15 protein-coding genes are annotated in these 17909 nt (G+C 37.3%); 10 read left to right on the top strand and 5 right to left on the bottom strand.

The features are described from left to right. The first annotated feature begins 130 nt into the window (after positions 1 to 130). The 6 genes from D6734_05270 (at position 131) to D6734_05295 (ending at position 7730) form a co-directional block, all read left to right on the top strand. Positions 131 to 607 carry a MarR family transcriptional regulator gene (locus D6734_05270; protein ID RMF95575.1) on the top strand — a complete coding sequence of 159 codons (477 nt, stop codon included), beginning with the start codon at positions 131 to 133 and terminating at the stop codon, positions 605 to 607. A gap of 6 nt (positions 608 to 613) precedes the next feature. After that, positions 614 to 1774, top strand: coding sequence for an efflux RND transporter periplasmic adaptor subunit (locus D6734_05275; protein ID RMF95576.1), 1161 nt, complete (start codon positions 614 to 616; stop codon positions 1772 to 1774). Continuing rightward, positions 1774 to 4845, top strand: coding sequence for an efflux RND transporter permease subunit (locus tag D6734_05280; GenBank protein ID RMF95577.1), 3072 nt, complete (start codon positions 1774 to 1776; stop codon positions 4843 to 4845). The genes D6734_05275 and D6734_05280 overlap by 1 nt, the downstream gene beginning before the upstream one ends. Positions 4846 to 4858: 13 nt before the next feature. After that, a complete protein-coding gene (locus D6734_05285; GenBank protein ID RMF95578.1) occupies positions 4859 to 5740 on the top strand; it encodes an alpha/beta hydrolase in 882 nt (293 codons plus the stop codon). 302 nt (positions 5741 to 6042) lie between these two features. Then, on the top strand, positions 6043 to 6387 hold the full coding sequence (locus D6734_05290) for a hypothetical protein (GenBank protein ID RMF95579.1): 345 nt from the start codon (positions 6043 to 6045) through the stop codon (positions 6385 to 6387). 26 nt (positions 6388 to 6413) lie between these two features. Then, positions 6414 to 7730 (top strand): hypothetical protein, encoded by a 1317-nt coding sequence (locus tag D6734_05295; GenBank protein ID RMF95580.1) that lies wholly within the window; start codon positions 6414 to 6416, stop codon positions 7728 to 7730. 144 nt (positions 7731 to 7874) lie between these two features. Here D6734_05295 and D6734_05300 read toward each other — a convergent pair whose 3' ends face one another. Beyond that, on the bottom strand, positions 7875 to 10520 hold the full coding sequence (locus D6734_05300) for an FAD-binding oxidoreductase (GenBank protein ID RMF95581.1): 2646 nt from the start codon (positions 10518 to 10520) through the stop codon (positions 7875 to 7877). A 159-nt stretch (positions 10521 to 10679) separates the two neighbouring features. On the opposite strand from D6734_05300, the gene D6734_05305 reads away from it, so the two are divergent. From D6734_05305 to D6734_05320, 4 genes are all read left to right on the top strand, one after another. Next, the gene (locus D6734_05305) at positions 10680 to 11333 is read left to right on the top strand and encodes a hypothetical protein (protein ID RMF95582.1); all 654 of its coding nucleotides are present in this window, start codon (positions 10680 to 10682) and stop codon (positions 11331 to 11333) included. 46 nt (positions 11334 to 11379) lie between these two features. Beyond that, on the top strand, positions 11380 to 12156 hold the full coding sequence (locus D6734_05310; protein ID RMF95583.1) for a crotonase: 777 nt from the start codon (positions 11380 to 11382) through the stop codon (positions 12154 to 12156). 235 nt (positions 12157 to 12391) lie between these two features. Then, positions 12392 to 13036, top strand: coding sequence for a hypothetical protein (locus D6734_05315; GenBank protein ID RMF95584.1), 645 nt, complete (start codon positions 12392 to 12394; stop codon positions 13034 to 13036). Next, complete coding sequence (locus D6734_05320) at positions 13023 to 13667, top strand: hypothetical protein (protein ID RMF95585.1); 645 nt, start codon at positions 13023 to 13025, stop codon at positions 13665 to 13667. The genes D6734_05315 and D6734_05320 overlap by 14 nt, the downstream gene beginning before the upstream one ends. 80 nt (positions 13668 to 13747) lie before the next feature. On the opposite strand, the gene D6734_05325 is transcribed toward D6734_05320, so the two are convergent. The 4 genes from D6734_05325 to D6734_05340 all read right to left on the bottom strand — a co-directional run bounded on the left by D6734_05325 (position 13748) and on the right by D6734_05340 (position 17902). Continuing rightward, on the bottom strand, positions 13748 to 14152 hold the full coding sequence (locus D6734_05325; GenBank protein RMF95586.1) for a YjbQ family protein: 405 nt from the start codon (positions 14150 to 14152) through the stop codon (positions 13748 to 13750). Between the two features lie 47 nt (positions 14153 to 14199). Further along, a complete protein-coding gene (locus D6734_05330) occupies positions 14200 to 15351 on the bottom strand; it encodes a PilT/PilU family type 4a pilus ATPase (GenBank protein RMF95587.1) in 1152 nt (383 codons plus the stop codon). 54 nt (positions 15352 to 15405) lie between these two features. After that, positions 15406 to 16440 carry a type IV pilus twitching motility protein PilT gene (locus tag D6734_05335; protein RMF95588.1) on the bottom strand — a complete coding sequence of 345 codons (1035 nt, stop codon included), beginning with the start codon at positions 16438 to 16440 and terminating at the stop codon, positions 15406 to 15408. A 115-nt stretch (positions 16441 to 16555) separates the two neighbouring features. Next, positions 16556 to 17902: an NCS2 family permease gene (locus D6734_05340; protein RMF95589.1), complete on the bottom strand. Its 1347-nt coding sequence runs from the start codon at positions 17900 to 17902 to the stop codon at positions 16556 to 16558. Positions 17903 to 17909 lie beyond the last annotated feature (7 nt).

Consider the following 17909-nt stretch of genomic DNA (forward strand, 5'->3'; position numbering starts at 1 on the left):
GGATGGCTTTTAACGATTTGTGATTATTTAATAATGAAAATATTTTGTTTGACAAAATATTTCTAATATATAATATCTGTATTACGAAATAAGTTAGTAGAGGTTTTTAGATTTGGTTAGACAGAGAAAAATGAAAAATAACAATATTTCAGTAAAAGCAGAGAGATTTGAACGAGCCTTTTGGGAATTTTATAATGTTTCGCGCCAAAAAACAAAGTACCGCTTTTCCGATAGCAATGTAACAGAAGCCCAATTTATGGCAATGCTCTTTCTTAGAAGAAATCCAAACTGCACAATGTCTGATTTAAAGGACTGGATGGGACTTCATATGAGCACTTTAACGGGAATTACGGACAGACTCGTTAGAGACGGTTTTGTCGAGCGCTTTAGAGATGAAAAAGATAGGCGGCTTGTTAAAGTGAGATTGACAAAGAAAGGTATGGCTACTGTTTCCAAACTTTGGAGAATACGCAGAGAAAGGATTGAAAATTTTCTCAGCCTTTTGACAGAAGATGACCAAATATCTCTTATTGAGCTTTTTGAAAGGATTAGTGAAACAGTAAAATCGAAGTTAAATCACAATAACAAGAATAATATAAAGAGATAAGCAATTATGACTCCAAAAAGAAAAAAGATACTAATTGCGCTTTCAGCAGTTGTTTTCCTGTTTCTCGGATATCGAATTTTTATTGCAGTCAGCAATGGCTCAGGAGACAAAAAGTCTTTAGAAGATGAAGGGATACCTGTTATGACAAGTCCTGTAAGCATAGATGACATTGATAACATTATTTCAATGACGGGAGATACATATCCAAATGTGGGAGTGGAAATTGTTTCAAAAGTTACAGGACGAATAGAAGATATTAAGGTTGGCATTGGCGATAAGGTAAAGAAGGGGGATGTGTTGGCTGTTATTGAACATAAAAATGCTGAATTGAAGGTAAGAGAGGCTGAAGCCGCACTCAAAGTAGCTCTTGCAAATCTTGAAAAAGCTAAAAGTACACTTGAAAGAGAAAAAGCAGAATATGAAAGCGCTGAGGCACTGTATAAGAATGGAATGATATCCAATGAAGAATATCGAAAAGAAAAAGAACAATATTTGAGCGCCATGTCTTCGTTAAAATTGGCGCAAGCTCAGGCAAATGACGAGAAGCGGGCAAAACTCGAAATAGCAAAAAAGGAACTTGCAGATTGCTGGATAAGGTCTCCTATCAATGGTATTGTTACGAGGCAAAATGTTGATATTGGTACTATGGTTTATTCTTCTGGAGGGGGATCAAAACCGCTTTTTACAGTTGAAAATCTGGAAAAAATAAAAGTCTTGGTTAAAGTTCCTGCAAAATTTGCTTCCTATGTAAAGCTTGGACAAAAAGGGGAAATAATTGTTCCTGCTATGGGTGATAAAGTATTTGTTGGGAAAGTTACGAGGGTTTCTCCTTCTTTGGACCAGAATACAAGATCGGCAGTTGCAATAGTGCAAATCGATAACAGCGATATGGAGCTTAAATCAGGACTATTCGTTGAAGTTAGAATTTATACGGAAACAGTCAAAAATGCCCTTTTGATTCCAAGAAGAGCTGTTTTCAGGAAGGCTTCTGACAATTATGTGTTCGTTTTCAATGAAGGCAAAGCAAAATTGAGGAAATTGAAAACAGGCATTATAAGTGGTGACTATATTCAGGTTATAGCAGGTCTCAATAAGGATGAAGAGGTTATTGTATCGAACAGGACTCGCCTTTACGATGGCATTAAGGTAAGAAAGGTTGTTTTGTAGTGTTAATTTCTGAAATATCCATTAATAGGCCTGTTTTTGCAGTAATGATGATTGCCTCCCTTATGGTGTTGGGCATTGCATCGATTTCATATATAGGTGTCCAGCAAACTCCTGAAGTCAATCCTCCTTATATTACTGTTACCACTGCCTATCCGGGCGCAAGTCCTGCAGAGGTGGAAAGCACAGTTACTAAACCTCTCGAAGAAGCTGTAAGCTCAGTCAATGGGATAAAAAAGATCAATTCAATAACAACAGAAGGATTATCACGGATTATTCTTGAATTTGATTTTGATATGCCAATCAAGATAGCGGCAATTGAGGTTAGAGAAAAGGTCTTTCAAAAGAAAAGTGAATTGCCGGAAGATGTAAAAGAACCAGTAATTCAAAGAATGGACCCCGCCCAAAGGCCTATAATGTGGGTTGGAGTTTCAGCACCCCGTGATCCTGCAGAGATTAGAGATATAGCTGAAAATGAAATCAAGCCTGCATTGGAGCAGGTTGAGAATGTTGCTTCCGTTGACATTATAGGAGGGTTGGAGAGAGAAATACAAGTTTATCTGAAAAAAGATATGCTCAATGCTTATGGAATTACTCCGTTTCAAGTAATGAATATTTTGAAAAGAGAAAATATCAACCTTCCTGCGGGAAGAGTGGAAAAGGATACAAGAGAAATCGTTGTGCGCACAAGAGGAGAATTTTCAAGTGTTGATGAAATTGGAAATGTAGTGGTTTCATTGAAAAATGGAGTGCCTATTTATTTGAGAGATATAGCAGATATTGAAGACGGATTTAAGGACTTGAGGAGTCTATCCAGAATCAACGATGTTGATGCTGTTTCAATGGGTATCAAAAAACAGAGCGGTACAAATACAGTTGCTCTCTGTAATGACCTTTATGACAAAATTGATGAGTTAAGAAGACTTTTGCCGAGCGATTTCAGTATCTTTATTATTCGTGATGATTCGATAATGGTTAGAGAAGATGTGCGCGGCGTGAGAAATGCTATCATCGAAGGCGTAATAATGGCGGTGCTTGTCGTTTTTATCTTTATGCGTGATTGGAGAAGCACACTTATATGTGCACTTTCATTGCCAACTTCTCTGATATCTACATTCTTTTTTATGTATCTAATGGGTTTTACTATCAATGTTATGACTTTGATGGCGTTGAATCTTGTAGTTGGTGTTGTCATAGATGATGCTATAGTAGTAAGGGAAAACATATTCAGGCATATGGAAGAAGGGATGGCGCCAAAGGAAGCTGCATCCTTTGGGACATCGGAAATAGGTCTTGCCGTTATGGCAACTACCTTTAGCATTGTTGCAGTCTTCATACCTATTGCATTTATGTCAGGTATGATAGGAAGATGGTTTAAATCCTTTGGACTAACTGCGGCATTTGCTGTTCTCGTATCACTTTTCGTTTCCTTTACCCTTGACCCTATGCTTTCTGCTTATTTTATGAAGCCGGTAGTGAAGGGGGAAAAGAAGAAGAGGACCTTTTTCAGCAAACTGTCTGAAACATTGGAAAAGGCATACAGCCGTGTAGATTCCCAATATAGGGATATCTTGAGTTGGACGACAAATAACAATAAAACTGTTATTCTTGGCGCTATTGCAATTTTTGTCCTGTCGCTATTTATGCTTCCATTAGTAGGAGTTACTTTCTTTGAAGACCAGGACAGAGGAGAAATCAGTGTTACAATAAAGATGCCTGCAGGGACATCTCTTAAGATGACAGATATGGCGGCGAGAAAAGCAGAAAAAATGATTAGAAAAAATCCAGAAGTAAAAACAATCTTTACTGCAATAGGTCAGCTTGGTGATGTAACAAATGCCCATTTGGATGTCTACTGCACTGATAAAAACCATCGAATAACAGGTGCAAATCTTGAGGAGTTGAAATCACAGATTCGACAAGCACTGAAGGATATACCTGCAGAAAAGATTACTGTTGAGACATTCAATATGGGTGGAAGACAGGAGGCGCCAATAACTCTATATGTGCGCGGCGATGATATGCCCACATTGGCTAAAATAACGAATAAAATCCTTCCAATCGTCAAAGCAACTCCGGGCACTGTTGATGTATCATCAACAATTCAAAAGGGGCGTCCTGAACTTGAAGTTGTTGTTGATAGAAATATTGCCGGAGATATCGGTTTGAATAATATCTCTATTGCATCGAGTTTGCGAAGTTTAATAGAAGGTGAAGTTCCTTCAAAATTCAGAGACGGAGACAATGAATATGATATTCGGGTTAGATTGGCAAAAGCAGACCGTGACAGCTTGGAGGATATTGGAACAATTTCTTTTTTACAAGATAAGGAAGGCAGAAATATTTTCCTAAAAGAAATTGCAGAGCTAAATTTTAAAGAGGGACCAAGTGAAATTAGAAGGGAGAATAGGCAGAGAGAAGTATTGATTGAATCCAATTATATGAATGCTTCACTTGGCGATGTAATCAGCAATGTAAGGAAAAGAATAAAAGATGTTGAAATCCCTGAAGGTTATAAAGTCGGATTTACAGGGCAGGCAGAACGAATGGAGGAAGCATTTTCCACTTTGACAAGCTCTCTTTTGCTTGCTGTCGTATTCATTTATATGGTACTTGCTTCACAGTTTAATTCTTTCATCCATCCCTTTACAATTATGCTTTCTTTACCTCTGGCTATAATAGGCGCTGTCTTGATTCTATTTGTTTTCGGGCTTAGTTTCAGCATTTCTACGATGTTTGCCTTTATAATGCTGATGGGACTCGTTACAAAAAATGCAATTCTTTTAGTTGATTATACCAATGTTTTAAGAGAAAGGGGGCTGCCGAGAAGAGAAGCTATCCTTCAAGCAGGACCTACAAGACTTAGACCAATCCTAATGACGACTCTTGCAATGATATTTGGAATGCTTCCAGTTGCAGTAAGCAATGAGCCGGGGTCTGAGTTTCGTTCTCCAATGGCGATTTCTATCATTGGCGGCTTATTGACATCGATGTTTCTTACCCTTGTTGTAGTACCTTCTGTTTATTCCGTGCTTGACGATCTCAAAGAAAAGTTCAAATTAAGAAGAAAGTAGTAGATAATCTTTCTTGAAAATAGCCTATTTTTCAAAGCAATTTATAGAATGGTTTATCTTTTTTAAATTGAAGTATTTTTTCCTCATATTGGCGGTTATGTTTTTATGGTCTCTTTTTACCTTTCTCGTTGCCCAAGCTGTAAACTATCATAAAGGTAATAGCATATGGAAAGAGAAGAATGATGATATTACAGTTTTTATCTTCAAAATCATAGCCACTATCATTGCGGAATACCTTTCAATTTTAATTGCAATAATTTTGATTCCTGCAGGAATTTTTAGGATAAAAGCAAAAAAGGATGTTGCTTATCCTTCACAAAGAAGCGCTGTTCTATTGATACATGGCTATCTGCATAATAGAGGTATGCTTCTGCCATTGAAATTTTTATTGAGAAAATATGGAATTAAGGATGTGTATGATTTGAATCTGTCTCCGCCTTTTTCTTCAATCATAGATTTTTCACAAAAATTATCCGAAAAAATCAAAAAATTGAAAAAAGAAGGATATAACAGCTTTATCCTTATTGGACATAGTATGGGAGGCTTAGTTGCACTTTATTATGCTTTGAGCAGAAAAGATTTGGATATAAAAAAAGTAATAACAATAGGTACTCCCCACAAGGGTACGCTTTTTGCAAAAATCGCACTGGGAAAATGCGGAAGGGAAATGGTTCCTGAAAGCGGTTTTCTTAAAGAGTTGGATTCGTTGCGCAAAGAAATGCCTGATTTGAAGATTATATGTTTTTGGTCAAAGCTCGATAATATGATAATTCCTTCAGGAAATGCAGTTGCTGAAAATTCTGAAAGCTATTCATTGAATTATAGCGGCCATATTACCCCAGTATATTCCAAAGCCTTTGCCAAGAGAATTGTTGAGATTATCCAAGAGAAATAGATTTTTCCCCATTGTTTATGAGTCCAACCTCTTATAGAAATCACGAAGCGCCATTTTTTTGATTCTATCCATAGTGGTGAGATGAATAATCAATGTCAGATGATGGCATTACAAAAAACATCTCAATATGCTGAATACTGGGTTCCATAACCAAGATAAGCGAGGACTGTATTCTTTAGAAGATAAATTGGTTCAATATTCGGACATAGAGTGAAACTGTTCAATAAACTATTGACTATTACATTGTCCATTTAATATAAGAACAAAAAAAACTTTTCAAATAAATAAGGAGATTGGGACTGATGGGAATAAAAATTGAACCTTTAAAGTGTATTGGCTGTTTATCTTGTGAAATGGCATGTGGTTACTATCATGATGAAGCTATGACAACTCTTTCATCGAGCATAATGATTTATAGAGCGGAAGAAAAAAAGAACTATTTCGGAATTATGGTTAAACGAAGTGATGATATCCTTGTTGGAAGGCCCGAAGGGGTAGAATGTAAAAAACCGGGCAGCGATTCAGGCGGAAGCGACAGCGCATCAGCAAAACCAATTTTAATAAGGCCTACCTGTGATTTGTGTGGAGATGCGGATGAATATAACTGTGTCAGATTTTGTCCTACAGGAGCAATTTCAAAGGAATAAAAATATAAAGAAAATGGAGGTATGAAATGCCGGGTCTTTTTTCAGATAGAATACTACTTGTTGACTTAAGTCAGGGTGAAGTAGACGAAAAAGGTTGTGGAGATGAGTTTTTACAGGAAAATATAGGTGGTGCCAAAGCTAATCTTGCACTCTATCGCCAATATGAAAACGAAAATCCAATTGTAATAGGTTGCGGGCCATTTTCAGGGACTCTTTTCCCCGGGGGCGCAGTCATTATTGTGACGGCTAAAAGCCCGATTAATGGAGAAATCGTTCATACTCCAATAATACTTAATTCAGGTATGGAGTTTAAGTTGACGGGCTTTGACTTTGCAGTGATAAAGGGAAAATCCGAGGAACCGGCTTACCTATGGCTTCATGACGAGATTGGCGATTTACATAATGCCGCAGAGTTATGGGGCAAATCGCCATGGGAAGTGACAGATAAATTGAGAAGTGATATGGGAGATCCTCTTGTGCAGGTTTTATCGATTGGAATTGCCGGAGAAAATGGTTCGAAAGCGGCTCAGCTTTGCTACAACTATTGGGGAACGCCTGACAAAGCAAATATTGCTGCTGCATTTGCCGAAAAGAATTTAAAAGCTGTCGCTTTTAGAGGATTGGGCTTGGTTGAAATAGAGTCACCAGATGAATTTGTCGATGGATGTGCAGAGCTCAAAAGAAGTATTATTGATGGCAATATTAGCGGCAAGAAAGGAATTGCATCGATTGCGGAATCTCTTGGCGCTTCAGAGATACCCTCTTGGCTGTCTCCGTCAGTACATCGTCTTGTTGGTTGTTTTGGATGCCCAATGAATTGCAATACTTTTGTAAAATACAATGAAGCTCCGAGTGAACTATCGCAGAATGGCGTTGATGAACCGGGATTTCTGATTACAGATACTGCATCTTTGATAAAGCTACAGAAAGCTGGCTTTAGCTCTACTGAGGCAGGAAAGGTCCTTGAATATGCTTCGCGTCTCGGAATCGAACCGGTTCAAACAGCAAAAGCAATTGAAGGAAAAGGATCTACATTTGATGAAGTAAAAGACACAATAACAGCTCTTTCCGAATCAAGTGTAGAGGTTGGAAATCCATTTGAAGATGCATGGGGAGAAAGCAAATCATCTCCTTATAGTGCTTGGTCCCCTCTCAAAGGTTTATTTGAAGGGAATGCAGATGCTAATGTCGATGAAGCCAACTCAATTGCATACACGCTGGGAATTTGTCCTGTGCTAATGTTGGCATCCCCTGAAATTACAGCTGAAAAAATTGCAGAACTTCTAAATCTTGGGGTAGGAATAGAAAAAAGTGCTGATGAGATAAAGAGTATATCTTTATAGATAATTGAATTAACCTTTGTTTATTACCTTTTGTTTGAAAGAGAATGTTATTTTCAGCCTTCCATTTTTTGGAAGGCTTTTTTAGTTTTTTGAGGGATTGGAAATAATAAAAAATATTTAGTCGGTTCTTTGTGTGAGGTTGAGTTATTCCTCTTCCTTAAGAGCCATCGCGACAATTTCTGTAAGGTCCATCATCTTTAATTTTGAACCTGTAGAGCTTATAGCAGTTTGAATTCCTGCATAACAGAATGGACAGCCAGAAACAATATAGTCGGCGCCTGTTTCTTCTGCATCCTTGACTCTTTTGACTGCTATTCGCGCCTGCACATCAGGAAAAGCTATTCTAAAACCTCCTCCTGCACCGCAACAACGCGAGTTTTCCCTGTTTCTTTCCATTTCCACGAGTTTTACACCGGGGATAGCATTCAATACACGGCGCGGCGGCTCAAATATCTTTCTATGTCTTCCAAGATGGCAGGGGTCGTGGTATGTAATAGTCATATCGAGCTCTTTTTTAAATTCAAGTTTTCCTTCATTGATTAGCTTTTCCAAAAATTCAACTATATGAACAGGTTTAAATTTGACTTCTCCTAAAAGAGGATAATCATCTTTAAATGTTTTGTAGCATCCTGAACAGGAGGTAACGACAGTTTCAACTCCTATGCTGTTGTATAGTTCAAGTGTTTTTGAAGCAACTTTTTCAAATTCGCTATCTCCTACTCTTTTCAGTGTACTTGCACAACAAAGCTCTTTTTTGCCGAGAATTCCAAAATCTACACCTGCAGATTGAAGTATAAATGATGTATTGTATGCTACTTCCTTTACATTTGCGTCAAAGGACCCGATACATCCCACATGATAGAGAACTTTTGATTTACTTTTTACGATATCCTGAATCTTATCTTTTATTCTTTTTTCTTTTAGAGCCATTCTCGCCCATCTGTCTCGTCCTGACCGCGGCTGCTGTAAAGGATTGTCATAATTTTTTATGCTTTTTAAAAGATTTTCGTGCTCGGGAAGAGGTCCCTTATTCTTTTCAACAAATGCCCGCCTCATCATTTCCCAAATTTCGATTGTTTCTATATCAGTTTGGCACACTTCTCTGCATGCGCCACAAGTTGTGCATTGGTAAGCTCTTAAGACAAGCTCTTCTGGTATATCAGTATATTCTCCAGTCAAAGCCTCCTTCAGTGCATTGATTTTCCCTCTTGCAGTAAGGCCTTCCCATCCAATTTCTTCATAAGTTGGACAGACCATTACGCAGAATCCGCATTTTGCGCAGGTCCAAAGTTCGTCGAATTCCTTTTCAATTCTCTTGATTCCTTCATCTGCTTCACCCTCTGGAGTCCCTTCAAGTTTTGAACCAAAAAGCTTCAATCCAAGGGATGCGAGCTTTCCTCCTCCTGCCATTCCAATTGAGTGAAACAAGGGAAGCACAGGTCCAAATCTTGTTCTAAATTCAAAAAATTTACCGGGATTCAAAATTTCCTCGCTATCAACTTCTTTTTTAAGATTTTTTAGTTTGTTTATTTCATCATTGCTGTATCTTTTATTCAGATATACAGCATTCCAAATTCCAGTGCCGTAGGGTTTTCCACCTTTTTTGAAGGCGATTTTCATAACTGAATCGATGAGAAAGAGGTGGGAGAGATATTCATCTTTTTTTCTTTCATCTGTGAGATATGTTGCCATTACAAGAGCAGTATTCGATGATATCAGATGAACTTCCATTAGAGCATCTATTTTCTTGGAAGCAAAAAATTTTCCAATCTCATTCAATGTTTCTGAAAGGGTAGAAAGGGGTATCAAAAATTCAGCAGCAAGCATTGAAGGACCTTTCTTTTTTGCCCTCATTGGATAGAATCTCTCATCCCAATGATGAAGAGCCTCTCTTTTTTCTTTTTCCTTTGCATTATATTTCTGTGCAGATTCTTTTATAGATGAAGAAAGTTTTTCAATATCTTCATCTTCCAAACGGACAATTACAGAAGGACCCATTTTTTCTGCATTTTCATCTCGGGCGGCGTTTATGGCTTTGCTGTTTTCATATTTTACAAAGAAAGGCTTTTCCTTTAATGAAGAGACATCTTTGACAAATTTTAATGCAGAATCATCATCGCTGAATTCAAATAGATAAGTGTCAATGTCTTTAGGTATTTTCCGCAATTTCAAGACAATCTCAGTTATAACGGCAAATTGTCCTTCTGTTCCTATCAACGCTGAAAAGAGTTCTTTATCATCCGAAGTTAGATTTTTGATTTCTCCATCAGACATTACTACTGTTAACGTCTGGATCTGTTCTGATATATGCCCATATTTGAGAGAACCAACACCATATCCTCCTGTTGATATCCATCCTGCCACAGTGCTTGAAGGCGCACTTGTAGGGTAGCTTTTTACGGCGAGACCATATCTTGAAAGAGCTTTATCAAGATTTTCCCAAACGATACCTGCTTCTACTTTTGCAGTACAGTTTCCTTCATCGATAGAGAGAATTTTCTTCATTCTCGTCATATCCAAGATGATTCCACCCTTTGTTGGAAGGACGCCTCCAAGGGCAGAAGATGCTGTCCCTCTTGGAATTACAGGAATTTTATGGTTTCTTGCAAAGGACAAAATAGCACTTACTTCGTCTGTTGAATCTGGTCTAACAACGGCATCAGGCAATGAAGTTGAAAGATTACGGAATATTTTTGGGATTGATGCCATATCGCTTGCATATCTTCTGCGCTCATTTTCATCGAAAGCTGCATTTTCTTCACCAACTATTTTTTTCAGTTCATCAAACATCTAAGAAATCCTCCGTCTATATTACTGAAACTTTTCTTTTTTTCTATCTTTTGTAAATGAAAAAAAGCTTTGTTAAAATGGTTTTTGCTTTTTTTACAAGATTACAATATATTGAGTTCTTTGAATTTAATTACCTTATATTAAAGTGCTTTTACAGATATGAAGTCTTTTTGTCAAACAAAGAGAAAAGATAATATATTATTACCTCTTCTTCTCTTTATCGTTTTATTATGTTCCTGTGCAGGAGTAAAAGAGAGAGAGACTTCGCCTCTTGAGAAATACAGGTCTTCTTCAGCAAATTTAAAAGTTGCCGTATTGCCCTTTGAAAATGATACATCTTATCCGGAAGCAGGAAGGATGCTCCGCGAGACATTTTATGGAGTTTTAAGTACAGAACCGTTTGTTGATATTGAACTGTCAAAACTCGATGATATTCTCGATGAAAATGGAATTTTTACTCCTGAAGATATAAAAAGAGCAGGTTATAAAAAGATAAGAGATCTTACTGGTGCAGATTTGCTTTTTTTTGGTAGAGTAATAAAGCACAACGCTTTGTATTTGGTTTTATATTCATTTATTACAGTTGAGCTTGAAATTCATATTGTGGACGCAAAAAAAGGTCAGGAAATTTATAAGACAAAAAGAAAATTGCGTAATATAGGAGGTACATTTCCTACACCTCCTTTTGAGATATTTTCGATAATACCTTCTCCTTTGGCATCATTGATTAATTTGAGCACACGCTCCTTTCAGCTTGCTGATTGGGAATTATGTAAAATGATTGTAGATGATTTGAGTTTGAAAATTAAATAAGTATTGGTGATAGAAGGAATATTTTTAATTGTTATGGAGATAAAAGATGAAGTATTCGGACATAATTTATGAAAAAAAGAATGGTGTAGGAAAGGTGATTATAAACCGTCCTGAAAAGGCAAATATGTTTAGGTATAAAACAGTCGAAGAGATGATTGATGCCTTTTCTGATATCAGAAAGGACAAGAATATCAGGGTGGCTGTTTTGCGCGGTGCAGGGGATAGATTTTTCTGTATTGGTGGTGAAAAAGCAGATAATACTGAATTTCACTATGGCAACACTCTTCCCATTGTTGACCTTCACGAGCTTATAGACAAATTGCCCAAGCCAGTCATTGCGGCTGTGAATGGTTATGCCGTTGGAGGTGGAAATGTCCTTCAAGCAATCTGTGATTTTTCGATTGCATCGGAAAATGCAGTCTTCAGACAGGTTGGCCCTTCAATGGGAAGTTATGATGGAGGGTTTGGCACATGGTATTTAGAAGCTCTCATTGGAAGGCGAAAAGCGAAGGAGATGTGGATGCTAAATAGAAAATACAGTGCGCAGGAAGCATTGAAGATGGGACTAGTAAATGAAGTAGTCCCTTTGAAAGAGCTTGATAAGAGGGTTGAAGAGTGGTGCAAAGAATTGATGGATAAGGGTCCTCAAGCACTGGCTGCAGTCAAATCGGTCTTCTATGCACGGCATAATGGCGCTGCTGGTATGGCTCGAGTAGCGCATGATATGCTCTTGCAGTACTATTTGAAGACAGAGGAATCTGCTGAATTAACGAGAGCTTTTCAAAGGAAAGAAAAACCGAACAATGATAAATTTTTTAAATAATCTTTACTCCGAGGCGTAAAAACGATTTTATAAATGATACGGATAATAGAATGAGTTGGATTAAGTTTATATTGATGATACCAGTTGGATTCATCATTTTAGCATATACTTTCATTTATTATCTTTTCTGTGCTTTTGTTTTTATAATGATAATTGCCACGACTATTGTCGTGCTATTAGCTTGGAAAATACCTTATTTGATTGGAATAGGAGAAGGAAATCCTCTTTTTTTCCCTTGTTTCTTCGTGAATATTGCTATCATTCTGGGATTTTTACTTTATCTAATTATTTTGGTAGTAAAATAAAAACTGTGAAAATTAGAACTGTCAAAATATTTTTATACATTTCTTTTCTCCTTCTTTTTTTGCTTTCCTGCATATCGATAGGGAAACCTCCAAAGAAGTACGAGTTTCCTTTCACAAAGAAATTTTATACCAATGATAGAGAATTGATTCATCATTCCATTGTCGATTTTTTGCATAAAAAAGGATTTGAAATCATCGAAGACAGAGGTGTACCCGGCAAAATTACAACAGATTGGACAGAATTAGACTCTCTTTATTATTATGGGACATTTGAAAGAGAGGGTACGACTGATTATTGTGACTGTGGAAAACCGGATATGAACTGGACATATGAAACAAAGAGGGGTAAATTGGTTGTCCAAACAGAAGAAAGAGGTGATTATATTCAAGCGATGGTTGTTGCTTCCTTTAATACTTTTGCAAGCTATCGACCCTGCATAGCTATTGCGATAAGAAATCCGGAAGAAGATTTGAATTTGTTAAAAAAATGCGAATCAAAAGGGAAGCTTGAAAATGAGCTTTTTCAATATTTAGAATTAAAAATCAGGAAAGGAGCTGACTATGGGAAAAAGTAAAGGATTTATTAAAATCATTTCATTGATTGCATTTTCCTTTTTGATGTTTTCATCAACATTCATAATGGCTGATGATAAGAATTCAAATACTTCCTTAATTCCAACGAAAGGAGAGGGAAATCGGTTGGTAGTTGTGGAATATTCAGATTTTCAATGTTATTACTGTGCAAAAGTTCAGCCTGCAGTCAAAAAAATATTGGATAATTACAAAGATAAAATAAAGCTTGTCTTTATGCAGTATCCTTTAACCGGAATTCATCCCAATGCACTTATCGCCGCTAAAGCTTCATTAGCGGCTCAAAAACAAGGGAAGTTTTGGGAACTTCACGATTTGATGTTTAAAAATCAAAGAAACTTATCTGAAAAGGACCTTATAAAATATGCAGAAAAGATTGGGCTCGATGTTGAACTATTTAAAAAGGATTTAAAGGACAAAAAAATTGAAGCAAAAGTGATGGCTGACATTGCTCAGGGCAGAAAATTAGGGATTAGAGGTACTCCTACTTTTTTTATTGGCGACACAAAGATAGTTGGTGCAGTGCCTTATGAAAAATTGAGCAGTGTCATAGAAGCAAAACTTAAATCTCTTCCTAAATACAAAAAGAAAACAGGCAATGATGAGACTAAATAAAGCGGCACATATTCTTCTATCTTTGTCTTCTCATAATGGTCTAATTTTTTAGAGTAGAGTATAGCGTATTTTTGAATCTGCTATTTTGGAGAAGCTATTATTTTGATATAGGCTTTTCTGTGTCGGGGGCCATCGAATTCACAGAAATAAATGCCTTGCCATGTGCCAAGCAAGAGTTCTCCATCTTCAATAATTATGTTTTCAGAAGCGCCAAATAGAGATGCCTTTATGTGTGCTGAGGAATTACCTTCAAGGTGTGAATAACCATCAGAAAAGGGAATTATTTTATTTGTTTCCTTTATAATGTCTTTTTGGACGGAAGGGTCTGCATTTTCATTAATTGTTACTGCAGCTGTTGTGTGGGGTACATAGACACAGCAGATTCCATTTGAAACATCTGATTCTGCAACGACTCTTCTCACAGAATCTGTAATATCCAAAAATTCTACTTTTGCAGATGTTTTAACATTTATCTTCTTTACCATATTCAATCTTTTTTCTGCAAAAAATATATTCCTATTTTAATTAATTATTATGAGAATGGGTCATCCTTTTTGATTTTAAAGGCAGGTTCTTTTGGTTTTTCTTTTTCTTTTCCCTCTCCTTCTGCGGCTTCGCCTTCACCGACAGAATCCATTTTAATTCTTAATCTCAGGTCGTTGGCGCTGTCAGCATAGGCAATCGCATTTTCATAGCTGATTATTCCGGCTTTGTAATATTCGTAAAGATTTTGGTCAAATGTCTGCATCCCTTCTTGTCTCCCTGCTGCCATTGCTTCCTTTAATGTGCTTATCTCTTTTTTCAAGATAAGGTCTTTTACACGAGGTGTATCTAAAAGAATTTCTATCGCGGCGACTCTCTTATTATCAACTGTTGGAACAAGGCGCTGGGAAATAATTGCCCTTAAATTTAAAGAAAGGAGAAGATAAATCTGGTCGTGCCTTTCTGAAGGGAAAAAGTTGATTACACGCTCAATTGCCTGGTTTGCGTTGTTTGCATGAAGAGTTCCGAGACAAAGATGCCCTGTTTCAGCGAAAGCTATGGCTGATTCCATAGTTTCAACATCTCTGATTTCACCTATAAGAATTACATCAGGAGCCTGCCTTAAAGTGTTCTTCAAAGCATGAGAAAAGGATAATGTATCAAATCCTACCTCTCTTTGGGTTATAACTGACTTTTTATGCTGATGGACGAATTCGATGGGGTCCTCGATTGATATGATATGGCCCGGTGCATTGCTGTTTCTATAGTCAATCATTGCGGCAAGACTTGTTGATTTTCCTGAGCCGGTACCTCCTACAACAAGCACGAGCCCGCGCTTCGACATAATAATATCCTTCAATATGGGAGGAAGTTTCAGGTCATCGATAGTTTTGATATCCAGTTTAATCTGTCTTATGACCATACCTACATTTCCACGCTGATAAAAGATGTTGACTCTGAATCTTCCTAATTCGGGTTCATAAATTGCAAGATTCATTTCTCTTGTATTTTCAAATTCTGCCCTCTGCTGTTCGCTCATAACCTCATTTGCAAGTGCTAAAGTGTCTTCGGGCGTAAGTTTTGTATCTCCAAAAGGTTCAGTAACACCTTCGGTCCTATACATTGGAGGCAAATCAGCGGTTATATAGATATCGGAAGAATCCCTTTTAATCATTTCCTGAAGCAATTCTTTTATTTTCATCTTTTTTTACTCCTTTTAAATGGATGGAAATAGAAAATTATATTTCAAAATTCTTTAAGTAAGTGAAGCAGTCATAAATTGCTCCACTTCAGATTTTGAAACTAAATTCTTGGCTAACAATTCTTTGATTGCCTGGTCCATTGTTTGCATTCCAAATTTTTGGCTTGTTTGTATTATTGACGGTATTTGCGAAATCTTTGCCTCTCTTATTAGATTCCTGATAGCAGGAGTACCTATCATTATTTCAAGTGCCGCAACCCGTCCCTGACCGTCTTTTCTTTTGAATAGGTGCTGTGTGATTACCGCCTGAATAGATTCCGAAAACATTGCCCTAATCTGTCCCTGTTGCGCGGCAGGGAAAACATCGATGATTCTGTCTACTGTTTTTGGCGCGCTGGATGTATGAAGTGTCCCAAAAACAAGATGTCCTGTTTCTGCCGCAGTAAGGGCAAGCTGTATAGTCTCGAGGTCTCTCATTTCACCAACGAGAATTATATCAGGGTCTTCTCTGAGTGCTGACCTTAGTGCATTTGCGAAACTGTGTGTATGTGGTCCAAGCTCTCTTTGGTTAATGATACAATTCTTTGTTTTGTGGACAAATTCGATCGGATCTTCAATAGTAAGTATATGACCTTTGCGCTCTGAATTTATAAGGTCTATCATAGCGGCAAGTGTTGTCGATTTACCGCTGCCTGTAGGCCCTGTTACAAGGACAAGGCCTTTTTCTTTTCTCGATATATCTGCCAGGATTTTGGGGAGTTTCAATTCTTCTAATGATAAAATTTTTGTGGGAATTGTCCTAAACACTGCTGCAGGACCTCTATTTTGGAAAAAAGCATTAACCCTGAAACGAGCAATATCTTTCATAGTTATTGAGAAATCTATTTCAAGGTTTTCTTCAAATTCTTTCCTCTGTTTATCATTAAAGATATCATAAAGCAGGTCATGAACTTCTTCAGCTGAAAGAGCAGGCATTTCAATTTTTTCGATGTCGCCATGTATCCTAAGCATTGGTACTTCACCTGCGCTTATATGAATATCTGAAGCTCCCTGCTCATTTGCGAAAAGAAGAAGTTCGGAAATATCCATTTATAACCCTCCTTTTAAGGTAAACTTTTTCAGCTATATTGAATGTCAATTATATTAAAATGATATGTATTTGTCATTGTCAAGGAAATAGAAGAAATCATACATTAATTTTCTGTCAAATAAAGATATATCTTGCAAGGAAAAGTGCTGAAAAGAAATAAATCATCCAGTGAACATCTTTTCCTTTCCCTGAAATTGCTTTTAAGATGCAATATGAAATAAAACCAGCAGATATTCCTTCTGTTATGCTGAATGCATATTGCATTACTGTGATTGTGAGAAATGAGGGTATTGCTTCTGTTATTTCAGCCCAATGGATTTTACTTACAGATTGAAACATCAAACAACCTACGATTATAAGGGAGGGGGCAAGGACAGGATAGAGAAATACGCCTTCCGATATTTCATATCCGCCTCCTATCATTTTGACTAAAGGATAAAAGAATAAAGAAAGAAGCATCAAAATTCCTGTTACAATATTTGAAAGACCGGTACGTCCTCCTTCTGCAACACCTGCAGCACTTTCAATGTAGCAAGTAACTGTAGATGTACCAAGCAAAGTGCCGGTTGTAGTACCAATTGCATCGGCAAGTAATGCTTTTTCTGCATTTGGAAGCTTTCCATCCTTTAAAAGTCCTGCTCTGTCTGCTACTCCAACAAGTGTGCCGACCGTGTCAAACATTGCAAGTAGAAGAAATATTAAAATGACAGTAATAAATCCTTTTTGTTCAAACACAGAAAGAATATCCAATTTAAGAAATGTTGGACTAATCGATGGAGGAAGACTTACTGCTCCCTGATATTTTACTATACCAAGAGGAATTCCTGCAACAGCAGTTGCAAGCATCCCCCAAAAGATTGCTCCGCTTATCCTCAATGACATCAGTATTGCAATGAGAAATGTTCCTCCAATCGATAGAAGAGTATATGATGCTTTGAGATTGCCTATTGTAACAAGAGTTCCCGGATTTCCTATCACAATTCCTCCCCATTGAAAACCTATAAATGCGATGAGCAGTCCTATACCCACAGCAATAGAATGTTTCAATGATTCAGGTATTGCATTGAGAAGCTTTTCTCTTACTCCCCAGCGAGATATGATAATAAAGATTGCTCCTGCAGTGAAATTTGCGCCAAGTGCTGCTTGCCAAGGAAAATTCATTCCTCCTATCGAGGCAGCGCCGCAAACTGTAAAAGCGAAGAAAAAATTATGCCCCATTGCAGGTGCCAAAGCAATAGGGTAATTGGCCATAAATGCCATCAGAAAGGTAGCAATGGCGCTTGCTATACAGGTGGCTGTCATAACGGCGCCAAAATCCATTGCCGGACCATCGGGATTACTCAATATTGCGGGTTGAACGAAGATTATATAGGAAAGGGTCATAAATGTTACAGTGCCGGCTGTTAATTCCTTTCTTATAGATGAACCTTTTTCTGAGATTTTAAATATTTTTTCCAACATTTATATA

The sequence above is a fragment of the Candidatus Schekmanbacteria bacterium genome, assembly GCA_003695725.1.
Taxonomy (GTDB): Bacteria; Schekmanbacteria; GWA2-38-11; order GWA2-38-11; family J061; genus J061.

Excerpts from the sequence above, each read along its gene's own strand:
- D6734_05270 (RMF95575.1), top strand. The coding sequence starts at position 131 with ATGAAAAATAACAATATTTCAGTAAAAGCAGAGAGATTTGAACGAGCC.
- D6734_05275 (RMF95576.1), top strand. The coding sequence starts at position 614 with ATGACTCCAAAAAGAAAAAAGATACTAATTGCGCTTTCAGCAGTTGTT.
- D6734_05290 (RMF95579.1), top strand. The coding sequence starts at position 6,043 with ATGGGAATAAAAATTGAACCTTTAAAGTGTATTGGCTGTTTATCTTGT.
- D6734_05295 (RMF95580.1), top strand. The coding sequence starts at position 6,414 with ATGCCGGGTCTTTTTTCAGATAGAATACTACTTGTTGACTTAAGTCAG.
- D6734_05300 (RMF95581.1), bottom strand. The coding sequence starts at position 10,520 with ATGTTTGATGAACTGAAAAAAATAGTTGGTGAAGAAAATGCAGCTTTC.
- D6734_05305 (RMF95582.1), top strand. The coding sequence starts at position 10,680 with ATGAAGTCTTTTTGTCAAACAAAGAGAAAAGATAATATATTATTACCT.
- D6734_05310 (RMF95583.1), top strand. The coding sequence starts at position 11,380 with ATGAAGTATTCGGACATAATTTATGAAAAAAAGAATGGTGTAGGAAAG.
- D6734_05320 (RMF95585.1), top strand. The coding sequence starts at position 13,023 with ATGGGAAAAAGTAAAGGATTTATTAAAATCATTTCATTGATTGCATTT.
- D6734_05325 (RMF95586.1), bottom strand. The coding sequence starts at position 14,152 with ATGGTAAAGAAGATAAATGTTAAAACATCTGCAAAAGTAGAATTTTTG.
- D6734_05330 (RMF95587.1), bottom strand. The coding sequence starts at position 15,351 with ATGAAAATAAAAGAATTGCTTCAGGAAATGATTAAAAGGGATTCTTCC.
- D6734_05335 (RMF95588.1), bottom strand. The coding sequence starts at position 16,440 with ATGGATATTTCCGAACTTCTTCTTTTCGCAAATGAGCAGGGAGCTTCA.
- D6734_05340 (RMF95589.1), bottom strand. The coding sequence starts at position 17,902 with ATGTTGGAAAAAATATTTAAAATCTCAGAAAAAGGTTCATCTATAAGA.